Origin of the sequence: Terasakiella sediminum, assembly GCF_033100395.1 — a bacterium.
Classification (GTDB): Bacteria; Pseudomonadota; Alphaproteobacteria; order Rhodospirillales; family Terasakiellaceae; genus Terasakiella.
On record NZ_JAWLVJ010000003.1, the window covers coordinates 109,460 to 133,627 of the forward strand.

Here is a 24,168-nt window from a genome sequence, read left to right on the forward strand (position 1 = left end):
CGTTAAGGAAATCCCATGCGTATTGCAATGATCGGTACCGGCTATGTAGGACTTGTGTCCGGTGCATGTTTTTCAGAATTTGGTACAAACGTTGTTTGCGTCGATAAAGACGTAAAGAAAATCGATAACCTGCATGAAAACATCATGCCGATTTACGAGCCGGGCCTCGATAAATTGGTTGAAAACAACGTTTCCGGCGGTCGTCTGGAATTTACCACGGATCTGAAAGAAGCTGTCAAAGGCGCAGATGCGGTCTTTATCGCTGTGGGCACACCAACGCGTCGTGGCGATGGTCATGCCGATCTGTCATATGTTTATGCGGCTGCTAAAGAAATTGCGGAAGCCATGGATGGTTACACCGTTGTTGTGACTAAATCCACTGTTCCCGTTGGCACAGGTGATGAAGTCGAAAAAATCATCCGCGAAACCCGCCCGGATGCGGAATTTGATGTGGTTTCCAACCCTGAATTCCTGCGTGAAGGTTCTGCCATCGAAGATTTCATGCGCCCTGATCGAGTTGTTATCGGTACGGAAAGTGAGCGTGCCCAAGATGTGATGCGTCAGCTGTATCGTCCTTTGTTCCTGATCGAGACACCGATCCTGTTTACAGAACGTCGCACGTCTGAGCTGATCAAATACGCTGCCAACACGTTCCTTGCTGCCAAGATCACTTTCATCAACGAAATCGCAGACCTGTGTGAAGAAGTGGGCGCGGACGTTCAGCAGGTTGCCAAAGGCATCGGCCTTGACGGTCGCATCGGCAAGAAATTCCTGCATGCAGGCCCTGGTTATGGGGGGTCCTGCTTCCCGAAAGACACATTGGCACTGGTGAAAACAGCGCAGGACTACAACAGCCCGTTGAAAATCATCGAAACCGTTGTTGATGTAAACAAAGAACGTAAACTGAAAATGGCTGACAAAGTCGTTGCGGCCTGTGGTGGTTCTGTTGACGGTAAGAAAATCGCTGTTCTGGGTGTGGCCTTTAAGCCAAATACAGACGACATGCGCGATTCACCCAGTCTGGACATTATCCCGGCCCTGCAAAAAGCAGGCGCGTCGATTGCTGCGTTTGACCCTGAAGCCATGGGTGAAGCCAAAGAAATGTTGCCGGGTGTGGAGTGGAAAGAAAATTCCTATGACACCATGGACGGTGCGGATGCTTTGGTCATCATCACGGAATGGAATGAGTTCCGCATGCTGGATAAAGACCGTATGAAAGAGCTGTTGAATGCACCTGTCATGATTGACTTGCGCAACATCTACAACCGTGTGGAAATGAAAGAAGCAGGGTTTGATTATACCTGCATCGGTCGCCCAAAACTGGCCGACTAAACAGACTTTGATTGAGAGCTCCGGCCCCCTGGCTCGGGGCTCTCTTTTTATATATTGAATGGACTATCTTTATGACTTCTATCATCAATCCAACCATCCTTCGTGAATATGACATCCGTGGCATCGTCGGCGATACTTTCACCGAAGAAGTCGTCGAAACCCTGGGCCGCGCGTTTGGCACCCGGATCAAGCGGGCAGGGGGCAAATCGGTTGCCGTTGGATATGATGGACGTCTCAGCTCCCCCGGTCTGGCAGCGGCTGCTGTGCGCGGCCTGATGGCTTGTGGGCTCAAGGTCTTTGAAGTAGGTCGTGGTCCAACGCCCATGCTTTACTATGCTACCTACGCCCTTGAAACGGATGCAGGTCTGATGATCACCGGGTCCCACAACCCGCCAGATTACAATGGCATGAAGATGATGATGTCCGGGCTGTCTTTCTTTGGTGCCGACATTCAGGACCTGGGTGTTATTGCTGAAAAAGAAGATTACGAAAGCGGTGAAGGCAGCACGGAAACGCACCTGATGCTGGATGCCTATGTGGAACGGATGCTGGCTGATTTTAAACCGGGTAAAGAGCTGAAAATCGCTTGGGATGCTGGAAACGGTGTAGCAGGTGAAGCCATGACCATGATGTGTGACAAGCTGCCGGGCAAACACTTCCTTTTGTATGCCGATATTGACGGCAACTTCCCCAACCACCACCCGGACCCTACGGTCGAAAAGAACCTGGCGGATTTGAAAGATGCCGTGCGTTCCAAAGGCTGTGATCTCGGCATTGCCTTTGATGGTGATGGCGATCGCATCGGTGTGGTGGACAGTCAGGGTCGTGTGCTTTGGGGCGATCAGTTGATGGTTGTCTGGGCAAAAGAAATCCTGTCACGCAAACCCGGTTCTACCATCATTGCAGATGTTAAGGCGTCGCAGGTTCTCTTTGACGAAGTCGCCCGCATGGGGGGCGAGCCCATGATGTGGAAGACAGGGCATTCGCTGATCAAGTCCAAGATGAAAGAACTGTCGTCCCCCTTCGCCGGGGAAATGAGCGGCCATATCTTCTTTAAAGATGGCTATTACGGTTTTGACGATGCGCTCTACGCCGCCATCCGCCTGATCTCTATCCTCACCCAGACAGATGAGAAACTCGACGACATGCTGGATGCCATGCCCAAGATGGTCAACACCCCGGAAATCCGCTTTGACTGTGCTGAAGAACGCAAATTCGATGTAGCCGAAGAGGTTAAAGCGCGTTTGGCAAGTGATGACAGAGTTGAAGTCATCGCCGTTGATGGCGTGCGTGTGGTGACCGAAGACGGCTGGTGGCTGCTTCGTGCGTCAAACACCCAGCCCGTGCTGGTGGCGCGCTGTGAAGCCAAGGATGAGGCCGGGCTTGAACGCTTGAAAGCCAGCCTGGTAGAACAGCTCGAAGCCAGCAACATCGAAGCACCTGAGATGTGATTGTTCCTGTCACCTCGCACATGTTGTGGGGTGATAAGAGATACCTCTCTCCACCCGTCATTCCCGTAAAAGCGGGAACCCAGGCGGTCTGGGATACACGCATTTCTGGGTCCCCGTTTTCACGGGGATGACAATGGAGGGAGCGTGTGGAATGACGACATATGCTGGTTACATAAAACAAAACCTCGGACAAATCATCCGGGGTTTTTCGTATTCAGATTAGCGCTTGTTCAAAGCCACCTGGGTTTTGTTTCGAAAGACCATACAGGGTTGCTTCATACGTTTAAGGGCTTTACAGGCGCGGTAGGCTTCGCGTTTTTCAACGCCGACCACACGGGCGCGGTAGACTTTTTTGTTGCCGTTTTTAAGCGGAACCACTTTTGTCTTGGCGCCTGTCAGATAGCTGGGCGCACGTTTGATCGCGGCATTGGCCTGAACGCGGGCTTTTTTGATGGTGTTGAAGGCGCCAACCTGTACACCCCAGGCGGTAGAGCGCCGTTTGGCTATGATGGCGTTGGTTTTCTTGGCCTGTTTGACCTTTTTCTTCTTTGTGTAAGCCGCCATCATATGTGGATCGACTTTGTTGAACGCTTTATCCAGAATGCGTTCCATAATGGCGTTTCGTTTGTTAGAGGTCTTGCCGCCAAAGACAACACCGATCAGACGGTGACCGCCGCGGTTTACAGAAGAAACCAGGTTAAAGCCGGAAGCACGGATATAGCCGGTCTTAATGCCGTCCATACCGTCATATTTCTTCATCAGCTTGTTATGGTTGCCGTAGGTGCGGCCTTTGTAGGTCCATTTCTGTGTCTTGAAATACTTGTAATATTGTGGAAAGCGTTTCCAAAGTTCGTTGCCCAAAACCGCCATATCGCGCGCGGTGCTGAGCTGGCGACGGTTGGGCAGGCCGGAGGCGTTGCGGAAATTGGTGCTTTTCATGCCGATCTGTTTGGCCCGCTTGGTCATTGCCTTGGCAAATTCCCATTCTGTCCCACCGAGCTTTTCGGCAACAACAGTCGCCACATCGTTGGCTGATTTGGTTACAAGCGCATAAATGGCATCTTCCACACGGATGTGAGAGCCGCGTTTCAGGCCGAGACGGGATGGCGGCTGCCAGGTCGCGCGGCGTGAGACACGCATTTTGGTGTTCAGGCTGACTTGTTTCTTTTCAAGTGCTTCAAACAACATAAACAGCGTCATCATTTTGGTGAGAGAGGCCGGGTAATTGCGGGTATCGGCATTCACACTATGAAGGACACGGCCTGTATCGGCATCCATGACGAAAGAGGCATATTTAGCAACAGCAGGGGAGGTGAAGCCCGCGCCCATCAGCAGCATAAAAGCAACCGCGCCAATGGCGAGTTTTTTTCCGGTGCGTTGAGATGCATTATTTATAAAATTTTTCATCATGTGCTTGCAGCCTATGTCATCAAGAGCTTAAGGTCGAGTGAAACTTACTCATCAGTGTGCATTGAGTTTGATAAGAAAGAGTAAAGAAAGCGGCGGAGTTATAGAAAAAATGTCACTTATTCGATCAGTTTTTGCCCTGTGTATGGTCATTTTTGCCGCCTCTTGTACTGGTGGTTTGGGGCCAAATGACCCAATTTCGCGTAAATTCAATTGGTTTAGCTATGTGAACGGAGATGATATACGCAAGGTTTGTGCCGATCTGGGCACGGACAGGTACCGCTTTGTCTATAACGGCATCTATCAACATCAGACCCGTAGCTATGACGTCTTCTTTTATTCAAAGAAAATTACCATGCAGGTTCGCGGTGAAGCTTATCTGAATAATTTGAAGACAGATGATTTGCTGGCGCCTTGGCGTGGGGTGCAGGAAGATTTGGTGATCAATGACAAGCTTCTAGATATAGTTAGGAAAACGCTTAAAGAGAGTGGTGCGTTGCACAATAATCAGAAGGGGTTACGTCTTTCATCAGATAAATTCTATTGGACCGTGGCTGCTTGTGTGGATGGTGAATTCCACTTTGATGCGTATCTGTGGGGCACACCCCATTGGGACGATATGGCCTTTGATGACCTGCTTCTCGGGTTGGATGTGACAGGCGTAAAACCTGTAAAACCGAGAGTTTTGAGTAAAACAGACATTTGGGGCAGTGTCATTAACGCCCGCCCATTTGTATTGGAAGTGGGCGAAAACGGCTTGGTCGGATTTGCGGGTGGCACAAGTAAGTGACAATTTTGTTGCGGTGCGAAAAATATTATTGACGCACTGCAAAAACATCGGTAAGGTGTCTTCAATGCTGCAATGCAATGGGCATTTGGCAGCGACCGGATTAACGTATTTTCGCTGGTGAGGTTGAAGATGACTACCCCTGCTAACAAGACACCTGCTGCTGCTAAAGCTGCTCCGAAAGCGCCTGCTAAAAAGCCTGCTGCCCCTAAAGCGACTGCTGCGAAGGCTGCGCCAGCGAAAGCTGCACCCGCTGCTGCCAAGCCAGCTGCCGCAAAACCAGCAGCCAAGCCTGCCGCGAAAGCGCCTGCGGCTAAGCCAGCTGCTAAAACAGAATCAAAACCAGTTTCGCAAGCTCCGAAAGCAGAAGCGCCAAAAGCTGCTGCACCGAAGCCTGCTGCGCCTAAAGCTGAAGTTCCTGCAACGCCTGCAGCTCCAGCTACTGACTTCGAAGTACAATTCGAACAATTCTCCACTCAAATTCAAGAAGGTTACAACGAAATGATGGATTTCGGTAAAGAACAAATGGAAAAATTCTTTAAAGTCGAAGGCGTTGATGCCTTCAAATCTTACGAAGATGCACTGTCTTTCTCTAAAGAGAACGTAGACGCTTTCGTTAAGTCTTCCTCTATCGCTGCCAAAGGTGTTCAGGACGTTGCTACTCTGGTAACTGAGATCACTAAAGCTGCTATCGAAGGCAACGTTGAAGCTTCCAAGAAAATCTTCGAATGCAAAACACCTCAGGAAGTTGCTGAGTTGCAAACTGAACTTCTGAAAACTGGCTACGACAAGCTGATCGCTGATGCTGGTCGCATTCAGGAAGCTTCTACAAAGATCGCTGAAGAAGCTGCTAAGCCTCTGAAAGAGCGTTTCGAAGCTGGCGTAGAAAAAGTAAGCGAAAAAGCTGCTTAATCTAAGCACTCAGCTTTCATTTTTTAAAAAAGCGTGCCGGGTGAATTTTCACCTTGCGCGCTTTTTTTATTTTGCCCCTTACATCAATCACAAAACAGACTAATATTATAGAAACCCAACCATTAAGTGACTTGAGTAAAATGAGTAACAAAGACAATAGACATGATGATGACGGCGATGTTGGTATTGCGGTAAAGACACGCAGCAAAACCAAAAAGCCTTCTATGTATAAGGTGTTGTTGTTGAATGACGACTACACACCGATGGAATTTGTCGTTCATGTTCTGGAACGTTTCTTTGGGAAAAATCAGGATGAAGCGACACAGATTATGCTTCATGTCCATACCAAAGGCGTCGGTCTTTGCGGGGTCTTTACCTATGACGTTGCCGAGACCAAGGCAACACAGGTCATGGACCTGGCAAAGCAACATCAACACCCTTTACAGTGCTCAGTGGAAAAAGATTAAATAATAAGCGAAGGGACATAATATATGCTGTCAAGAAATCTCGAACAAACCCTTCATCGCGCTCTCGCTTTGGCGACGGAGCGCCGACACGAAATGTCAACATTGGAGCATCTGCTCCTTTCTCTCATTGAAGACCCGGATGCGATTGCGGTCCTTCGGGCTTGCGATATCTCCATTGATCAGTTGCGCGATGATCTAAATGCGTTCTTGGAAGAAGAACTGAACGATCTGCGCAGTGATACCCCTGTGGAACCATCGCCTACCAGCGGTTTCCAGCGTGTGATCCAGCGTGCAGCCATTCATGTGCAGTCCTCGGGCCGGGAAGAAGTCACCGGGGCCAATGTGCTGGTTGCCTTGTTTTCTGAACGGGAATCGCATGCGGTTTACTTCCTTTCTATTCAGGAAATGACACGTCTGGATGCGGTGAACTATATTTCCCACGGCATTGCCAAAGTGCCCGGTCTGTCCGAAGAACGCGCGGTGCATGGCACGGATGAAGATCTGGAAGATGATGAAGAGTCTGGCGATGGCGCAAAAGCACTGGACAGCTATTGCGTCAACCTGAATGACAAAGCCAATGAAGGTAAAATCGATCCACTGATCGGCCGTCAGGCTGAACTGGACCGTACAATTCAGGTGCTGTGCCGTCGTTCCAAGAACAACCCGCTGTATGTGGGTGACCCCGGTGTGGGTAAAACGGCCATTGCAGAAGGTCTTGCGCTGCGTATCGTTAAAAAGCAGGTACCGGAAGTTCTGGACGAAGCCATCATTTATTCGCTGGATATGGGCAGTTTGCTGGCCGGGACGCGCTATCGCGGTGACTTTGAAGAACGTTTGAAAGCAGTTGTCAAAGAACTGGAAAAACGTCCCCATGCTGTTTTGTTTATCGACGAAATTCACACGGTCATTGGGGCAGGGGCCACAAGTGGCGGGGCGATGGATGCTTCAAACCTGCTAAAACCTTCGCTTGCCAATGGGTCGTTGCGTTGTATTGGATCGACCACTTATAAAGAATATCGTGGTCATTTTGAAAAAGACCGCGCCCTCGTGCGTCGTTTCCAGAAAATCGATATCGCTGAACCATCCATTGATGATGCTGTCAAAATCCTGCGTGGCCTGAAACCTTATTATGAAGAACATCACAAGGTGCGCTACACGTCCGATGCGATTGTGTCTGCTGTTGAATTGTCTGCACGCTACATAGGGGATCGCAAGCTTCCTGATAAAGCCATCGATGTGATTGATGAGGTCGGTGCCTCACGTATGTTGCTGCCAGCCAACAAACGTCGCAAGACTGTGACGGTCAAGGATGTGGAAGATACGGTTTCCAAAATCGCTCGCATCCCGCCTAAAACCGTTTCGACAGATGATAAAGAAGCATTGCGTAGCCTGGAAGGCGACTTGAAACGCATGGTCTTTGGTCAGGATGCGGCGATTGATAAGCTGTCTACGGCCATCAAATTGTCGCGTGCAGGTTTGCGTGAACCGGATAAGCCGATCGGGTCTTATCTGTTCTCCGGCCCCACAGGGGTTGGTAAAACGGAAGTGGCGCGACAATTGTCCATGACATTGGGCGTGGAAATGTTGCGTTTCGATATGTCTGAATATATGGAACGTCATAGTGTGTCGCGTTTGATCGGCGCCCCTCCTGGCTATGTCGGGTTTGATCAGGGGGGCTTGTTGACCGATGGCGTGGATCAGCATCCCCATTGTATCGTCCTGCTGGATGAGATTGAAAAGGCCCATCCGGATCTGTTCAACATCCTGCTGCAGGTGATGGATCACGGCAAGCTGACCGATAACAACGGCAAGACCATTGATTTCAGAAACGTCATTCTGATCATGACCACCAACGCTGGTGCGGCTGATTTGGCGAAAAATGCCATTGGCTTTGGTCGAGAAAGTCGCGAAGGCGAAGATCAGGAAGCGATTGAAAAGCTGTTTACACCAGAATTCCGCAACCGTCTGGATGCCATCGTTCCGTTTGCTAATCTGGAACAGGATGTGGTTGGCAAGGTTGTCGATAAGTTCATCATGGAACTGGAAGGTCAGTTGGCGGATCGCGGTGTTGAATTCCAACTGACACCGGCTGCCCGCAAATGGTTGTCCAAGAAAGGTTATGACAAGCACTTTGGCGCACGTCCATTGGGGCGTGTCATTCAGGAACATATCAAAAAGCCACTGGCGGATGAATTGCTGTTCGGCAAGCTGGTCAGTGGCGGATTGGTGAAGGTGAAAGTGGATGATGGCGCGCTTGCGTTTGAATTCCCGGAAACCGAAATCCGTGACAAACCAAAACGCAAGAAGTCAGGCAGCAAGGTTCCGGCAACTGTTGAAAAATAATGTTTGCTAACTGAACAATGTTGTGAGTAGATTAGGCCTCATTCAATTTGATGAGGCCTTTTCTTATGTTTAATGATTGCCTGGATGGTATTCGCGTTCTTGATCTTTCTCAATATATCCCCGGTCCTTTTGCGACCATGACATTGGGTGATTTTGGGGCGGAAGTAATCAAGATCGAACCGCCCTTTGGTGACCCCATGCGCACGGCCTTTATGACGGGCGAGGATGGTCTCTCTCCGCTTTATAAGCAACTGAACGCCGGGAAATCGGTCATCAAACTGGATTTGAAAAGTGAGGAAGGCAAAAGGGCCTTTCGTCTACTTGTAGAAAAATCAGATGTCATTCTGGAGTCTTTCCGCCCTGGTGTGATGGCGCGTCTTGGGTTTGGGCCAGACGAGCTGAAAGAACTTAACCCCAAGCTGATCCATTGTGCCTTGTCCGGGTTTGGTCAGACAGGACCCTATGCACAGCAGGCCGGGCACGATATGACCTATGTTGCTCTGACCGGGGCCTTGTCCCAAACCGGGCATGCAGAAACGGGCCCGGTGCCGATCTTTCCCCCCATGGCGGATCACAGTGGGGCCATGCAGGCGGTGAATGCCATTCTCGCCGGGCTTTTTCGTCGCGAACGTACAGGCAAAGGGGCCTTTATTGATGTGTCTCTTTTCGAAGCCGCGCTCAGTTGGAACTATTTGTCCTTGACGCCCGCCCATCATGGTGTGGTAGATGATTGTGGGCGAGGGGAGCTGACAGGGGCGGCTGCCTTTTACAATATCTATGAAACCGCTGATGGCCGCTATTTTGCCTTTGCCCCGATAGAACCCAAGTTTTGGCAGAATTTCTGCAATGCTGTGGGGCGCGAAGACCTGTTGGCGCGTCATATCGAACCGCTGCCACAGGATAATCTGATCGCAACTTTGCGCGAATTATTTAAGGCGGAAAGTCTATCATATTGGGAAGATAAGCTGGTAGCGGCGGAATGCTGTATGGAACCTATCCGCACGCCTGATGAAGTGTTAAATCATCCGCATGTGAAAGAACGCCAGATTGCCTTTGGTGATGAAATCCGCTTCCCGGCCTGGGTTGATGGACAGGCCCCGAAAGGGCGCACAGCCATGATTGAACGTGATGTTCAGGATGTGCTGGACGCGCTTTAACTTAGTTTGCACAACGTTTGGGGCAGATGCTGCATTTTGCCCCTTCGTTGAAGATATGCAGCTGCGCCCATTGCTGGGTTTCTAAAATTGCGACACTGGGGGGCATGGCGTCGCCAAAGTTGGCAAAGGTGCTGCGCAGATCGACAAGTCGCAGGATAATGTCTTGTGCCACAATCCCGTTTTTGCAGGCGTTGTGGTTCTGACAATTGTTGCGTTCGTTGATATAGGGTTGGATGTCGTCAATCAATTTGTCGACTTTTTCCAGAATGTCGTTTAGCGGTTTACGACATGCCAAATCTTCGCACAGGCTGTTCACAGAGTCTGCGATCATGTTATGTGCCTGATCAATATATGGAATGCCAACTGCTTCTGGTGCTTGAATGGCTAGTGTCATGATACCCCCCGATATACTTTCCATAACTATATGATGAGAGTATGTAAGGTTGCATCACCCATATGAGTGAGGAAGCCTTCAGGTGGTTTTGTAAGGAGAAAATTTGGCAAGTTCTGTCATTTCGGCATCATTGACTTTCTGATCGTGATCCAGGAATTTTTCGACCGCATCCGCAAAGCCGGGGTCTCTAACCCAGTGACTGCTATAGGTTTTTACGGGCAGATAGCCCCGCTGGATTTTATGCTGACCCTGTGCGCCAGCTTCAACGCGGGCGAGCTTATGGGTGATGGCATAGTCGATGGCCTGATAGTAACAGGCTTCAAAATGCAGGAAGCGGTAGTCTTCCAGACATCCCCAATTTCGACCGTAGATTGTTTTGTTGCCTTTTAAATTCAGCGCGCCTGCGACGATCCGTTCATCTTTCATGGCAACGATAAGGACAACCTGATCGGCCAGCCGTTGCCCCAACAGGCCAAAGAATTCACGGTTCAGATATGGATGCCCCCATTTGCGTCCGGTCGTATCCAGATAGAATGCATAAAAGGCATCCCAGTGATGCTCTTCAAGTTCATCACCGCTTAAGGCTTTGATTTCAATGCCGCTTTCAGCAACGGATTTGCGTTCTTTCTTGATGGATTTGCGTTTGCGTGATGACAGGGTCGCCAGGAAATCGTCGAATGTTTCATATCCCCGGTTTTCCCAGTGATACTGATGCCCGGTGCGGCCCATCATCCCTTGGTTTTTCGCCAGATGCCATTCATCCTCGGTCGAAAAGGTGATGTGCAGGGAAGAGATTTGTAACGCCTTGGCGTGATTGATCATGCCCTCCAACAGGGCTGCTTTGTTGTCTTTGTTGGCATCCGGATGCATCAGCAATCGATGGCTGCTGACCGGAGTAAAGGGGATGGCACATTGCAGTTTGGGGTAATATCGCCCGCCAGCGCGTTCATAGGCATCGGCCCAGGACCAGTCAAAGACATATTCCCCATAGGAATGGCCTTTCAAGTAGACCGGGCTGCACCCCAGAATCTTGCCTTCATCATTGCGTAAGACTATATGTTGCGCCATCCACCCGGCTTTGGGCGTGGTGCAGTTGCTGTCTTCAAGCGCACTTAGGAATTCATGGCGCGCAAAAGGTTCATCAGCCCCAACGCAACTGTTCCAGTCGGCAGGGCTGATGTCTGAAATCTTTTCAAGGATGTCGATTTTATTCGAATTCGAAGATGCCATCGACTTCAACGGAAACACCAAGGGGCAGGGCGGCAACACCAACGGCAGCGCGGGTATGTTTGCCAGCTTCACCGAAAACTTCGACCATCAGGTCGGACGCACCATTGATAACTTTTGGCTGGTCTGAAAATTCATGTGTGCCATTGACGAATCCGCCCAGTTTGACCACACGGGTCACACGGTCCAGATCGCCATCAAGGGCAGCGCGCACCTGGGCAATCAGGTTCAGACCACACAGGCGGGCAGCAGCCATGCCATCTTCGACGGTCAGGTTTTCACCTAGGCGGCCAAGATATTTCAATTCCCCATTCAGCATGGTGATTTGACCGGAAACATAGATAAGATTACCAGATTTTAAAGTTGGGACGTAATTTCCAACGGCGGCATTGGCTTCGGGCAGTTCGATACCGAGTTCTTCAAGACGTGCCGCGATTTTTCCTGTCATGTCAGGCTCCTGTTATTATTTTCTGTTCTTGAATTTAGGGGAAGTCGCTAAAAGAACAAGGGGAATATTGTTAAAAAATAAAGGGGAAGCCGAAAATTTCGGACTTCCCCTTTATCGTCTTCGCTTAACAGATTTTTTCGTCGATTAAGAACAGCCGGATGTGGACCCGCAGGTAACACATTTCAGACATGTCCCGTTCCGAACGAGGGTGAAGTTACCACATTCAGGGCAGGCATCGCCTTCATAACCTTTCATGCGGGCTTCACGGATTTGTTCAAGCTTCTGGTCGGTTTCAGTAAAGATATCTGGTTCGCCATCAATGCTGGCCGCTGCGGCCAGATCGTTGGTTCCGCTGGAAGCAGCACCGCTGACGGCCCCGCCAGTTGATCCTTCAGATCCGCTTTCACCATTTTCACCTTTGAACACCAGGAAACGGCCGCGCATATAACCTTGAGAGGCCACGCGTTCGATCATTTGATTGGCTTTTTCCTTGTCTTCCTGTGGCAGTTCGGACTGTTGCTCACCGTTACCAACCGCATCGTGATGCAGGTCTTCCGGCTTGATGTGGGCCAGATCGTTACGATCCATGTAAGACACAGCCAGTTCGCGGAAGATATAATCCAGAACAGAAGATGCCATCTTGATGGTGTCGTTACCTTCAACCATGCCGGACGGCTCAAAGCGGGTGAAGGTAAAGGCTTCAACGAATTCATCCAGCGGCACGCCATATTGCAGGCCGAGAGAAATCGCGATGGCAAAGTTGTTCATCAAGGAACGGAAGGCAGCGCCTTCTTTGTGCATATCGATAAACAGTTCACCCAGTTGCCCATCTTCATATTCACCTGTGCGCAGGTAAACCTTGTGACCGCCAACAGATGCTTTCTGCGTATAACCTTTACGACGGTTTGGCAGTTTGCGACGTTTGGCAACAACACGTTCGATGATGCGTTCCGCAACGATTTCAGCCTGTTTGGCTGTTGGTTGATCCGCAACCGCATCCGCCAGGCTTTCTTCTGCCTCATCATCATCCAGCACTTGCGCCTGCAAGGGCTGGGACAGTTTAGAGCCATCACGGTATAGCGCGTTGGCTTTCAGACCCAGGTTCCAGGATAGTTGGTAAGCTTCCTTACAATCTTTCACGGTCGCATTGTTGGCCATGTTGATTGTTTTGGAAATCGCACCAGAGATAAAGGACTGGGCAGCTGCCATCATGCGGATGTGGCTTTCAACAGACAGGAAGCGCTTGCCTTTGCGCCCACAAGGGTTGGCGCAGTCAAATACGGGAAGGTGTTCATCCTTCAGGTGTGGGGCGCCTTCAAGTGTCATGGAACCGCAAACATAGGTGTTGGCATTTTCGATGTCAGCTTTGCTGAAACCAAGCTCTGCCAGCATGTCGAAGTTCGGGTCATCCATTTTCTTGGCATCAAGACCAAGTGTCTTCACGCAGAAATCTTCGCCCAAGCTGTATTTGTTAAAGGCAAATTTAATGTCAAACGCATCACCCAGAGATTTCTCCAGCGTTTCGATGGTTGCATCGTCAAAGCCTTTGGCGCGCAGCTGGTCGTGCGTGATTGCGTTAGATCCTTTAAGCGTGCCGTGACCGACCGCGTAGCGGATCATGTTGTTGGCTTGCTCTTCACTGTAACCCAGCTTGATCAGCGCTTGTGGCACGATGCGGTTGATGATTTTGAAGTAACCACCACCGGCAAGTTTCTTAAACTTCACAAGTGCGAAGTCAGGCTCAATACCCGTTGTGTCACAATCCATGACCAGACCGATGGTACCCGTTGGCGCGATCACAGAGACTTGCGCGTTACGGAAACCATTTTCCTGACCAAGTTCAAGGGCGCGATCCCATGATTTACGGGCTGCTTCGATCAGTTCACCTTCCGGGCAGTTGGCTGCATCCAGCGGCACAGGCAAAACAGACAGACCTTCATAGTCGTCTTTCAGGCCTTGCGCTGCACGGCGGTGGTTGCGGATGATGCGCAGCATGTGATCTGCGTTGTTTTTATAGCCCGGGAAAGCCCCCAGTTCTTTCGCCATTTCAGCTGATGTGGCGTAAGCCTCACCTGTCATAAGCGCGGTGATGGAACCACAAAGCGCACGGCCTTCAGCGCTGTCATAAGGCAGGCCAGCAGCCATCAACAGGCCACCGATGTTGGCATAGCCCAGACCGAGTGTACGATAGTCATAAGACAGCTGTGCAATCTCTTTGGATGGGAACTGTGCCATCAAAACAGCGATTTCCAGTGTCACCGTCCAGATACGAACGGCGTGAGAGAAAGCAGCAACATCAAAGGTGCCATCTTCTTTGGTGAATTGCAGCAGGTTCAAGGAAGCCAGATTACAGGCCGTGTCATCCAGGAACATATATTCCGAACAAGGGTTGGACGCGTTGATGCGGCCATCTTCCGGACAGGTGTGCCATTCGTTGATGGTGGTATCAAACTGGATACCCGGATCAGCACAGGCCCATGCGGCATACCCGATATCATCCCAGAGATCTTTGGCTTTGATGCGTTTGGCAACAGATCCGTCACGACGGTTGATCAGTTCCCATTCCCCATCGGCCAGGACTTTATTTAAGAAGTCGTTGGACACACGCACGGTGTTGTTGGAGTTTTGACCCGCAACTGTCATGTAGGCTTCAGAATCCCAGTCGGTGTTGTAAGCCGGGAATTCGATATCGGTGTAACCTTGCTTTGCAAATTCGATGACGCGCTGAATGTAGTTTTCAGGGATCATCACTTTACGTGCAGCGATGATGGCTTTTTTCAGCGGCTTGTTTTTCTTCGCATCAAACGCATGTTCACTGTCGCCAGCTTCCACACATGCTGTCATCACGTCGCCAAGGTGTGTCTGGGCCAGTTTGGAACCCGCAACCAGGGCAGCGACTTTCTGTTCTTCTTTAACTTTCCAGGTGATGAAGTTTTCAACATCCGGGTGATCCACATCGACAACAACCATTTTGGCTGCGCGGCGTGTTGTGCCGCCGGACTTTATAGCACCTGCTGCACGGTCACCGATTTTCAGGAAGCTCATCAAACCGGATGACTTCCCGCCACCGGACAGGGGCTCACCTTCGGCGCGCAGGTTGGAGAAGTTTGATCCGGTACCGGAACCATATTTAAAGAGACGGGCTTCACGCACCCACAAGTCCATGATGCCGCCTTCGTTGACCAGATCATCCTGGATGGACTGGATAAAGCAGGCGTGTGGCTGTGGATGTTCATAAGAAGATTTGGAACGGGTCAGTTTGCCCGTCTTGAAATCAACATAGTGGTGGCCTTGTGCCGGACCATCAATGCCATAGGCCCAATGCAGACCCGTGTTAAACCATTGTGGGGAGTTCGGCGCGCCCATCTGGGCACACAGCTGAAAGCGCATTTCGTCAAAATAGGCCTGTGCGTCTTCTTCGCTGTCGAAGTAGCCGCCTTTCCAGCCCCAGTATGTCCAGGTGCCCGCCAGACGGTCAAAAACTTGCTTTGCAGATGTTTCGCCTGAGAAACGGTCCCCTTCCGCTATGTCGTTCATCGCAGTTTCGTCGGGGACGCTGCGCCATAAAAATTCAGGAACGTCTTTTTCTTTAACGCTTTTTAATTTGGCAGGAACGCCTGCTTTGCGGAAATATTTTTGTGCCAGCACGTCACAGGCAACCTGTGACCAGCTTTCTGGAACTTCCAGGTCGGTTGCCTGGAAAACAAGTGATCCATCCGGATTGCGAATCTCGCTGGAAGCTTTTCTGAAAACGATGCCGTCGTACGGCGACTTATTTTGTTGCGTGAAATGACGATTAATACGCATTGGTGCCCCTGTATGCCTCTTGCTTGAAAGTTAGCAGCGGAAATAACGAAAAAGTTTTTATAATTTGCCCTCACCCTGATGTGTAGACTGCATCTATATACGGCGTGCAGGCCTTCACTTGGGGCACAAGATGTAGAACATTTTCTGGAAGTCATTGCAAGGTACTACCAAAGTATAGTTATGCACTGTTGCGTATGCGTAATAATCATAATCTTAAGCAGTCTGCCGATTCCCAATAGGACAGGCCTGTGGAAAAAAAATTATAAAAAAAAAGGGCTTGCATCGGGTCAAAAGAACCAAAATTTCCGCAACCCATTGTGTTTCCTTGATCTTGCGGCTACTAGGTCTAGTAGGTTGGTGCCAAGGGGGCACAAGTCTAGGAAAAACCTAAAGAGAATCCATTGTTTGCGTATCAGGATGACCTTTTTTTAGGCAGAAATACGCCTTTTAAGGGTGTAGAATCGGATTGGCGGGAATTCCCCATAAAGTTAAGTAAGGGACTTTTAAATTGCGTTTTTAGTTAAAAGGCCGCATGCTATTGTATATCAAATAACAAAACGACCATTCTCTAGCCGGGAGCCGCTAATACGTTTGAACCTTATTGTAAAAGAAAGGGGAGGCGCATCAGCGGATAAAATTTGTGAAGAACCAAACGCCTGCTCATCAAAGTGTATGTGAAAGCTTTGTCCATGGCTTAAACGAAGCCGCTATTCTAACTGATTGTTCGCATCAGGTGATTGCGATCAATGACCTTGCTTTAAGCCTATTGTCTTTCAAAGACGCTTCTTTTCTGATGAACAGAAATGTGGGCTGCATTTTTGATGGGGATACCAAGAACTGGCCTGTATGTCTGGGTGGACAATGTCGCACCACGCTTAAGACTTTGCATGAGCGAACACTGGATGCGGAACTGTCGCTCAGTAAAATCAGTCTGGAAGGTCAGACTTATAATATCGGTATTCTGCGCGATATCTCTGTCCTGCAAAACCTCAAAGACGCCTTGGAAAAGGCGGAAAACCGTCTGGATGATATGATGGGCAATCTACCTGTCACCCTGTTTCAGATGGTTTTGAAAGAAAACGGCACACTTTCCTTTCCTTATATCAGCAAGGGCGTGAGCAAGCTGATGGGGGTAGATAGTGACGTGCTGATGGAAAATCCGGATGCCTTCTTTGAGATGCTGTGTCCGGCAGATCAACTGCAGTTGTTGCGGAAAGTCAAAAAATCGGCTCTTCAGCAGACCTCCCTTGATGAAGAAATATGTCTTTATGTGAATGAGGATATGAAGCTGTGGTTGCGGCTTTTTGCCAATTTAAGGCAGGCAGATGACAGTCAGGCTATCTGGGACGGGGCTGTCATCGATATCACAGGGCAGCACCTGCTGGATGAGCGTTTGCGTTATCTCGCCTATCACGATGAAACCACCCATATGCCCAATCATCTGGCATTGGAAGAATATCTGCAAGGTCTGTTTGATGCGGAAGAGCCAAAATCTTTTGCCTTGATGGCTTTGTCCATTGACCGTCTTGATCTGGTGAATGAAACCTTGGGGAGTGAAACCGCAAGCCGTTTGGTCCAGATTATGGGCGAACATTTAAGGCGGGCTTTAGAGCCTAAAGACGTCTATATCGCCCATTTAAAAGCCGACAGTTTCTCCATCGTCATGCCCCATGTGGAAGATGAACGCGATGTGGCAGCTCTTGCAGAAAGTCTGCTGAAAACCATGAAAATCCCGTTTGAAGTGGGTGACCGACGTCTGGATGTCAGTGTCAGTATGGGGATCAGCATTTCGGGTCGCGATGGTGATACGGCTGCAAGCCTGATGATGAATGCGGACACCGCGCTCAGACGCGCATTGGTGACCTCACCGGGGGGATATCGTTTTTATGTGGAAGAAATGAATACCCGAGCCCTGCGCGTTCTGGCTTATGAAAACAGATTGCGCAAAGCCTTGGCCAAGCGTGAATTCGTGCCTTTCTTCCAGCCCTTGATTGATGTGAAATCCGGATACATTGCCGGGATGGAAGCGTTGGTGCGGTGGCGTCATCCACGCCTTGGTCTGGTGGGCCCCAGTGAATTTATCCCGGTGGCTGAAGATGCTGGTCTGATTGGGGAATTGTGCCATCAGGTCCTGCACGAGACATGCCGCACGGCCAAAGGCTGGATCGATCAGGGGCATAAACCCATCCCACTGGCGGTCAATATTTCCTGGCGTCAGTTTGCTCAGCCGGAACGCTTGATGGTTTTAATGAATGAGGTGCTGGAGGAAACGGGACTGCCGCCAGAAATGTTGGAACTGGAACTGACCGAAAGTTCGGTGATGGAAGAACCCGATTCTGCCATTCGAACGCTGAATAACCTGCGTGATTTTGGTGTGATGGCGTCAATTGATGATTTTGGCACAGGATATTCCTCGCTGTCTTATTTGAAACGTTTGCCTATTTCTAAACTGAAAATCGACCGCGCCTTTATTCATGAGGTGACGGAAAATGAACGTGATGCGGCCATCGTGGATGCCATCATCATGTTGGCGCGGGCCTTGGGTTTAAAGACGGTTGCCGAAGGGATCGAGACACCGGGCCAGCTGGAATATCTGCGTGAAAAAGGATGTGATCTGGCCCAGGGGTTCTATTTCAGCCGTCCGGTCCCGGCCGCAGAAATGGAAAAAATGATGGGACAGGGTGTTTTTTCTCAGACCCATTGATCAAGAAATCTTTGTAATTTATGAAAGACTTGCTTATAAATAGCCATGCACAAACATGTGCGAAATATTTACGGATATGGCCTTTAGGCACAGGGGTATCGTTATGACAATCGGCACACGCGTTTATACTTGGTTGCACGGCACTTTGGTCGGCACGGACGAGTTTGGTAACAAATATTATCGTAACAAGAAAAAACTGCAGGGTCGTGAGCGTCGCTGGTGCCTTTATAAAGGGATTTCCGAAGCCTCCAAGGTCCCCGCTGAATGGCATGCCTGGTTGCACCACACGGTGGAAGACCCGCTGACGGAAGAAGCCACGCAGGCCAAAGACTGGCAACAAGGTCATCTGCCAAATCTGACAGGCACCGAACATGCCTATTACCCGAAAGGGGATGCACGCCACGGCGCCAGCCGCCCAAGTGCAACAGGTGATTACCAAGCCTGGCAGCCTGAATAATCAAGTCACTTTTTAAAAGGCGTGGAACCTTAGACATGCGTTTGCGTGCAGTCCTGTTTGCTCTCTCCCTTCTGCCTGTATCCTTTGCGGCAGAGGCTGATCCTTATGATACGGTTGTTTTGCAGGGGCTGGATAAGGTAACGGCTCGTGTTTCCCGCCTGGAAGCGCCTGTCGGCCAGTTTATTCGCTTTGGCACATTGGAAATTGTCGCACGTACCTGCGACAAGCGCCCGCCAACTGAAACGCCGGAAAGTGCTGCTTTTCTTGATATTTCAGAATCCCGCCCGGGCGAACCTGCAAGCGATGTTTTTCGTGGATGGATGTTTGCTTCCAGCCCGGCGTTAAATTCTATGGAACATCCGGTTTATGACGTCTGGGTTCTCGATTGCAAGAACATGGCTTCGATCTCTGAAGAAAGTTCTGAATCGGTCGGGTCGCAATAAAAAGACACGGCCACTTCCTGTAAGGCTTCATCCAGCATCAAATGATACGTCCGCCTGGGAACTTCAATCGCGCCCAGGCTTTCCAGGTGGTCGGTGACGAACTGGGTATCCAGCAGCAGATAATTTGATAGCCTTAGCCGGGCAACCAGATGGACGAGGGCGACTTTGGAGGCGTTGGACCGTCTGGAAAACATGCTTTCGCCAAAAAAGGCAGCGCCTAAAGAGACCCCGTAAAGGCCGCCGACAAGCTCGTCGCCTTCCCAGCATTCCACACAATGGGCGCAGCCGATTTCAAACAGTTCGTTATAAAGACGAAAGACATCGTCGTTCATCCAGGTATCAGGGCGATCAGCTGTGCTTTCAGCACATTTTTCCATAACGCCTAAAAAGTTGGTATTTACCCGCACGTCGAATTTTTTCTGACGAACCGTCTTATAAAGAGATTTGGAGATTTTAAGTCCGTTGAGTGGAAAGATACCGCGTTCTTCCGGGTCCACCCAGAAGAGGTCCTTGGCATCGCGTGTTTCCGCCATGGGAAAGACTCCGGCAGCATAGGCGCGAAGCAGGGTTTCCGGTGTTATATGGTATCTTTCGCTTTTATCCATCTTTCAAATATATGGTTTGCAGGATTTAAAGCAAGAAAAAGGCGGAGGTACTGTGTCCGGGGCCAAAAAAAACGCCCTGATTTCTCAGAGCGTTTTTTCTTGTCTTAATCTTCAAGCCCGACGAATTTTTCGAGCCATTTGATATCGTAGTCCCCGTTGATGAACTCTTGGTTTTCCATGAGTTTTTGATGCAACGGGATAGAGCTTTTGATGCCGCCGATGACATATTCACCAAGGGCGCGACGCAGACGCATCAGGCATTCGTTCCGGTTGTTGCCATGAACGATCAGCTTGGCGATCATACTGTCATAGTGCGGTGGCACTTTATAGCCAGCATAAAGCGCGGAATCGACACGAACGGACAGGCCGCCAGGGGCGTGATAGTCGGTGACTTTACCCGGACACGGCATGAAGTTTTCAGGGTCTTCCGCATTGATGCGACATTCAATGGAATGACCATGAAACTTGATGTCATCCTGTGTCATGCCAAGCGGCGCACCACTTGCAACACGGATTTGTTCACGACACAGGTCCAGACCGGAAATCATTTCTGAAATCGGGTGTTCCACCTGAAGACGGGTGTTCATCTCAATAAAGAAGAACTCACCATTTTCATAAAGGAATTCCACCGTGCCAACGCCGCGATACTTCATCTTGCGCATGGCGTCCGCCACGGTTTCACCGATTTTGGCGCGCTGTGTGTCATTTAAGGCAGGCGATGGGGCTTCTTCCAGAACCTTTTGGTTACGGCGCTGCAGGGAACAGTCACGTTCACCCACATGAACCGCATTACCGTGCGTATCACACAAAACCTGAATTTCGATGTGACGTGGTTTTTGGAGGAATTTCTCAATGTAAACGTCCGCGTTACCAAAAGCCGCCAGGGCTTCGGTACGGGCCATCTTCCAGTTGACTTCCATCTCATCAGCATTTTTGACGAGCTGCATGCCTTTCCCGCCACCACCAGCAGTGGCTTTTACGATAACGGGATAGCCAAATTCTTCACCGATTTTCAGGGCGTCTTCGACCGTGTCAACAGATCCTGCAGAACCGGGTACGATTGGCATACCCGTTTGTTCGGCAATTTGCTTGGCCGTGATTTTATCACCCATCTGGCGGATGTGTTCCGGTGTTGGGCCGATAAAGGTAAAGCCGTGTTCTTCCACCATTTCAGCAAAATTAGCATTTTCCGATAAAAAACCATAGCCGGGGTGGATCGCATCAGCACCGGTGATGGTGGCTGCAGACAAAATCGCCTGAATGTTCAGATAGCTGTCTTTCGAGGCAGCAGGGCCGATACAGACGGCTTCATCAGCCAGACGCACATGCATGGCATCAGCGTCTGCTGTGGAATGGACTGCCACCGTCGAAATGCCCATTTCCTTACAGGCACGGTGAATGCGAAGGGCAATTTCACCACGGTTGGCAATAAGGACTTTTTCAAACATGGACTAATCCGATTATTCGATGATGAACAGAGGATCGCCAAATTCTACAGGGGAACCTGAGCTGACGAGCACGCGGGACACTTTGCCGGACTTTGGCGCATGGATCGGGTTGAAGACTTTCATCGCTTCGACCAGACACAGTGTTTCACCTTCAGCAACGCTGTCACCAACATTTACAAAGTTTGGTGAATCAGGATCCGGGGAAAGGTAAGCAACACCAACCATGGGCGATGTTACCGCACCTGGGTGGTTGGCATCATCCTGACCAGCATCCGCTGGGGCTGCAGCAGGTGCAGCAGCAGGGGCCGCTACGGCAGCAGGCGCGGCAGCAGTTGCGTTAACAGTGATGTTTTTCGCAACGCGTACATGCCAGTCGTCCTGTCCGTACTCGATCTCGGTCAGCCCTGTGTCATTTAGAAGTTCAGCCAGTTCGCGAACCAGTTCGCTATTGAATTTGTCGTTAGCCATTATAAAGTTTTCTCTTATATCAGCGACTTGAGAGGATGCGTGAAACTGCCAGCAAGGCCAGTTCGTACCCTTGCACGCCCAGGCCACAGATGACCCCGGTTGCTGTTTTGGATACATAGGATGTATGCCGGAATTCTTCACGCTTGTGAATGTTGGATAGATGTACTTCGATCACAGGTTTGTCAGCAGCCTGGAGCGCATCTAGGATCGCAACCGATGTGTGTGTGTAGGCTGCCGGGTTGATAACAATGGCGTCAAACGATTCCCGTGCTTCCTGAATCCAGTCAACCAACGTGCCTTCGCTATTGGTCTGGCGAAAGTCGATTTCCAGATTTAAAGAAAGTGCATTCTTTTTACACTGGTCTTCTACGTCCTTAAGTGTCTGAGAACCATAGATTTCTGGCTCCCGCTTACCCAGGAGGTTTAGATTGGGACCGTTCAGTATGAGGACCTTGTGGGACATTAATTATCAATCCGCATTATCGTTTATGTGCGAAGTATTATGATGCTTTATAACACGCCTTTCACAGCATGCAATCTTTCTTTAATCGACCTCTTGCGCATCCAGAATGGCTCGTCCATACTCCGCTGCAAAATTCATCCAGCGAGTGAGAAATGATTGTTATTGTAAACGGTGAAGAACGTAGTTTGGATCAAGCCAAATCTGTTGCAGACTTTTTAACAGAGATCGGAATTGACCCTAAAAAAGTTGCGGTTGAACGCAATCTGGAAATTGTCCCAAAATCACAGTTTGCCGACATTCTCGTTGGGGATGGCGACAAGCTGGAAATCGTACATTTTATTGGCGGAGGATCACAGGACGTGAACGACACATTTGATATTGCCGGACAGACCTTTAATTCAAGACTTTTGGTCGGCACCGGGAAGTATAAGGATTTTGAAGAAACCAAAATCGCGATTGAAGCCAGTGGGGCAGAAATCGTCACCGTTGCGGTGCGCCGTGTCAATGTGACCAACCCGAATGAACCCATGCTGGTCGATTATGTTGACCCTAAAAAATACACTTATCTGCCAAACACGGCAGGCTGTTTTACCTGCGATGATGCGGTGCGTACCCTGCGCCTGGCACGCGAAGCTGGTGGCTGGGATCTGGTGAAGCTGGAAGTTCTGGGGGATCAGACAACCCTTTATCCCAATATGCCTGAAACCCTGAAAGCGGCAGAGATGCTGATTAAAGAAGGGTTCAAGGTCATGGTCTATTGCTCTGACGATCCGATTGCGGCCAAAACGCTGGAAGATATGGGCTGTGTGGCAATTATGCCGCTGGGATCCCTGATAGGGTCCGGCCTTGGTATTTTGAACCCGGTGAACATCCAGATCATTAAACAGAACGCCAATGTTCCTGTACTTGTGGATGCCGGTGTGGGAACAGCATCTGATGCAGCCTTTGCGATGGAACTGGGCTGTGATGGTGTCCTGATGAACACGGCGATTGCAGCGGCGAAAGACCCGATTGCCATGGCGAAAGCCATGAAGCTGGCGGTGGAAAGTGGCCGCCTTGCTTACCATGCTGGCCGTATGCCAAAGAAAACATATGCCGATCCAAGTTCCCCAACATCCGGTTTGATTGAGACAAAGTAATGACGTCACTTGGGATTTTGGTCTGCGGTGCCTTTGAGCAGGAATTGATGCAAGGCTACGGCGGGGTGTATGAAGATTTCTTCATTGATGCCCTGTTGGAAGCAGACCCTGATCTGTCCTTCATTACCTATGCGGCTTATAAAGACATCATCCCGACCAGCATCATCCAGTGTGATGCCTGGTTGGTGACCGGATCAAAACACGGGGTTTATGAAAATTTGCCCTGGATGTTGAAGCTGCAGGAGTTCTTAAAAGAAGCCTATGCGGCCAATATTCCCCTGGTTGGTATCTGTTTCGGCCATCAAATTCTTGCGCAAGCCTTGGGTGGCCATGTGGAAAAATCTGATGCCGGATGGGGGCTGGGCCATATTGAGTATGACCTGCTGGAACCCTTTGCGGGACTTGAAGGTAAGATGGGTTTACATGCCATCCATCAGGATCAGGTGGTGAAACTGCCACCAGAGGCCGGTGTCTTTGCAAAGACGGACCATTGTCCCCATGCCGGACTTATATATAAGAACAAAGCTGTCTCCATTCAGCCGCACCCGGAATTCAGTCAGGCGTTTGAGCGCGACCTGATTACTTTTAAAAAAGGCAATGTCCTGCCGAATGATCTGGCAGATCAGGCAATTTTAAAGCTGGACGGGGCAACAGATCATAATAAAGAAGTAATGGCGTTTATTGCTGACTTTATAAAGGGTTAGGGGTA

21 protein-coding genes are annotated in these 24,168 nt (G+C 50.0%); 12 read left to right on the plus strand and 9 right to left on the minus strand.

Annotated features, from left to right (window positions below):
• Positions 1–15 precede the first annotated feature (15 nt).
• Together RYZ26_RS03070 and pgmG are read left to right on the plus strand one after the other, a co-directional pair.
• Complete coding sequence (locus RYZ26_RS03070) at positions 16–1,332, plus strand: UDP-glucose dehydrogenase family protein (protein WP_317681678.1); 1,317 nt, start codon at positions 16–18, stop codon at positions 1,330–1,332.
• A 71-nt stretch (positions 1,333–1,403) separates the two neighbouring features.
• Positions 1,404–2,783 (plus strand): phosphoglucomutase/phosphomannomutase PgmG, encoded by a 1,380-nt coding sequence (pgmG, locus tag RYZ26_RS03075; RefSeq protein ID WP_317681679.1) that lies wholly within the window; start codon positions 1,404–1,406, stop codon positions 2,781–2,783.
• A gap of 219 nt (positions 2,784–3,002) precedes the next feature.
• Here the strand turns inward: pgmG and RYZ26_RS03080 are convergent, their stop codons facing one another.
• Entirely contained in the window at positions 3,003–4,193 is a 1,191-nt protein-coding gene (locus tag RYZ26_RS03080) for a serine hydrolase (protein WP_317681680.1), read from the minus strand.
• 37 nt (positions 4,194–4,230) lie between these two features.
• On the opposite strand from RYZ26_RS03080, the gene RYZ26_RS03085 reads away from it, so the two are divergent.
• From RYZ26_RS03085 to RYZ26_RS03105, 5 genes are all read left to right on the plus strand, one after another.
• Complete coding sequence (locus tag RYZ26_RS03085; RefSeq protein WP_317681681.1) at positions 4,231–4,980, plus strand: hypothetical protein; 750 nt, start codon at positions 4,231–4,233, stop codon at positions 4,978–4,980.
• 129 nt (positions 4,981–5,109) lie between these two features.
• Positions 5,110–5,889, plus strand: a complete 780-nt coding sequence (locus RYZ26_RS03090; protein ID WP_317681682.1) for a phasin family protein — start codon at positions 5,110–5,112, stop codon at positions 5,887–5,889.
• Positions 5,890–6,029: 140 nt separating this feature from the next.
• A complete protein-coding gene (gene clpS, locus RYZ26_RS03095; RefSeq protein ID WP_317681684.1) occupies positions 6,030–6,356 on the plus strand; it encodes an ATP-dependent Clp protease adapter ClpS in 327 nt (108 codons plus the stop codon).
• A gap of 24 nt (positions 6,357–6,380) precedes the next feature.
• Entirely contained in the window at positions 6,381–8,699 is a 2,319-nt protein-coding gene (gene clpA, locus RYZ26_RS03100; protein WP_317681686.1) for an ATP-dependent Clp protease ATP-binding subunit ClpA, read from the plus strand.
• Between the two features lie 65 nt (positions 8,700–8,764).
• Entirely contained in the window at positions 8,765–9,856 is a 1,092-nt protein-coding gene (locus RYZ26_RS03105; RefSeq protein ID WP_317681687.1) for a CaiB/BaiF CoA transferase family protein, read from the plus strand.
• 1 nt (position 9,857) lies between these two features.
• Here the strand turns inward: RYZ26_RS03105 and RYZ26_RS03110 are convergent, their stop codons facing one another.
• From RYZ26_RS03110 to RYZ26_RS03125, 4 genes are all read right to left on the minus strand, one after another.
• Entirely contained in the window at positions 9,858–10,250 is a 393-nt protein-coding gene (locus RYZ26_RS03110) for a hypothetical protein (protein WP_317681688.1), read from the minus strand.
• A gap of 78 nt (positions 10,251–10,328) precedes the next feature.
• Positions 10,329–11,480 carry a GNAT family N-acetyltransferase gene (locus tag RYZ26_RS03115; protein ID WP_317681689.1) on the minus strand — a complete coding sequence of 384 codons (1,152 nt, stop codon included), beginning with the start codon at positions 11,478–11,480 and terminating at the stop codon, positions 10,329–10,331.
• Positions 11,458–11,925 carry a RidA family protein gene (locus RYZ26_RS03120; protein ID WP_317681691.1) on the minus strand — a complete coding sequence of 156 codons (468 nt, stop codon included), beginning with the start codon at positions 11,923–11,925 and terminating at the stop codon, positions 11,458–11,460. Before RYZ26_RS03120 ends, RYZ26_RS03115 begins: the two co-directional genes overlap by 23 nt.
• A 144-nt stretch (positions 11,926–12,069) precedes the next feature.
• Entirely contained in the window at positions 12,070–15,732 is a 3,663-nt protein-coding gene (locus tag RYZ26_RS03125; protein ID WP_317681692.1) for a vitamin B12-dependent ribonucleotide reductase, read from the minus strand.
• Positions 15,733–16,372: 640 nt separating this feature from the next.
• Between RYZ26_RS03125 and RYZ26_RS03130 the strand changes: the two genes are divergently transcribed.
• From RYZ26_RS03130 to RYZ26_RS03140, 3 genes are all read left to right on the plus strand, one after another.
• A complete protein-coding gene (locus tag RYZ26_RS03130; RefSeq protein ID WP_317681693.1) occupies positions 16,373–18,436 on the plus strand; it encodes a putative bifunctional diguanylate cyclase/phosphodiesterase in 2,064 nt (687 codons plus the stop codon).
• A gap of 103 nt (positions 18,437–18,539) precedes the next feature.
• A complete protein-coding gene (locus RYZ26_RS03135) occupies positions 18,540–18,893 on the plus strand; it encodes an NADH:ubiquinone oxidoreductase subunit NDUFA12 (protein ID WP_317681694.1) in 354 nt (117 codons plus the stop codon).
• A gap of 35 nt (positions 18,894–18,928) precedes the next feature.
• A complete protein-coding gene (locus RYZ26_RS03140; protein WP_317681695.1) occupies positions 18,929–19,336 on the plus strand; it encodes a DUF2155 domain-containing protein in 408 nt (135 codons plus the stop codon).
• Here the strand turns inward: RYZ26_RS03140 and aat are convergent.
• From aat to aroQ, 4 genes are all read right to left on the minus strand, one after another.
• The gene (aat, locus tag RYZ26_RS03145) at positions 19,258–19,941 is read right to left on the minus strand and encodes a leucyl/phenylalanyl-tRNA--protein transferase (protein ID WP_317681696.1); all 684 of its coding nucleotides are present in this window, start codon (positions 19,939–19,941) and stop codon (positions 19,258–19,260) included. The two genes, RYZ26_RS03140 and aat, sit on opposite strands and share 79 nt — an antisense overlap.
• Positions 19,942–20,045: 104 nt before the next feature.
• The gene (gene accC / locus RYZ26_RS03150; RefSeq protein ID WP_317681697.1) at positions 20,046–21,389 is read right to left on the minus strand and encodes an acetyl-CoA carboxylase biotin carboxylase subunit; all 1,344 of its coding nucleotides are present in this window, start codon (positions 21,387–21,389) and stop codon (positions 20,046–20,048) included.
• Between the two features lie 12 nt (positions 21,390–21,401).
• The gene (accB, locus tag RYZ26_RS03155; RefSeq protein ID WP_317681698.1) at positions 21,402–21,857 is read right to left on the minus strand and encodes an acetyl-CoA carboxylase biotin carboxyl carrier protein; all 456 of its coding nucleotides are present in this window, start codon (positions 21,855–21,857) and stop codon (positions 21,402–21,404) included.
• A 19-nt stretch (positions 21,858–21,876) separates the two neighbouring features.
• Complete coding sequence (gene aroQ / locus RYZ26_RS03160; RefSeq protein ID WP_317681699.1) at positions 21,877–22,320, minus strand: type II 3-dehydroquinate dehydratase; 444 nt, start codon at positions 22,318–22,320, stop codon at positions 21,877–21,879.
• Positions 22,321–22,472: 152 nt separating this feature from the next.
• On the opposite strand from aroQ, the gene thiS reads away from it, so the two are divergent.
• Positions 22,473–23,459 (plus strand): sulfur carrier protein ThiS, encoded by a 987-nt coding sequence (thiS, locus tag RYZ26_RS03165; RefSeq protein ID WP_317681700.1) that lies wholly within the window; start codon positions 22,473–22,475, stop codon positions 23,457–23,459.
• Positions 23,459–24,163 (plus strand): type 1 glutamine amidotransferase, encoded by a 705-nt coding sequence (locus RYZ26_RS03170; protein ID WP_317681701.1) that lies wholly within the window; start codon positions 23,459–23,461, stop codon positions 24,161–24,163. The genes thiS and RYZ26_RS03170 overlap by 1 nt, the downstream gene beginning before the upstream one ends.
• Positions 24,164–24,168 lie beyond the last annotated feature (5 nt).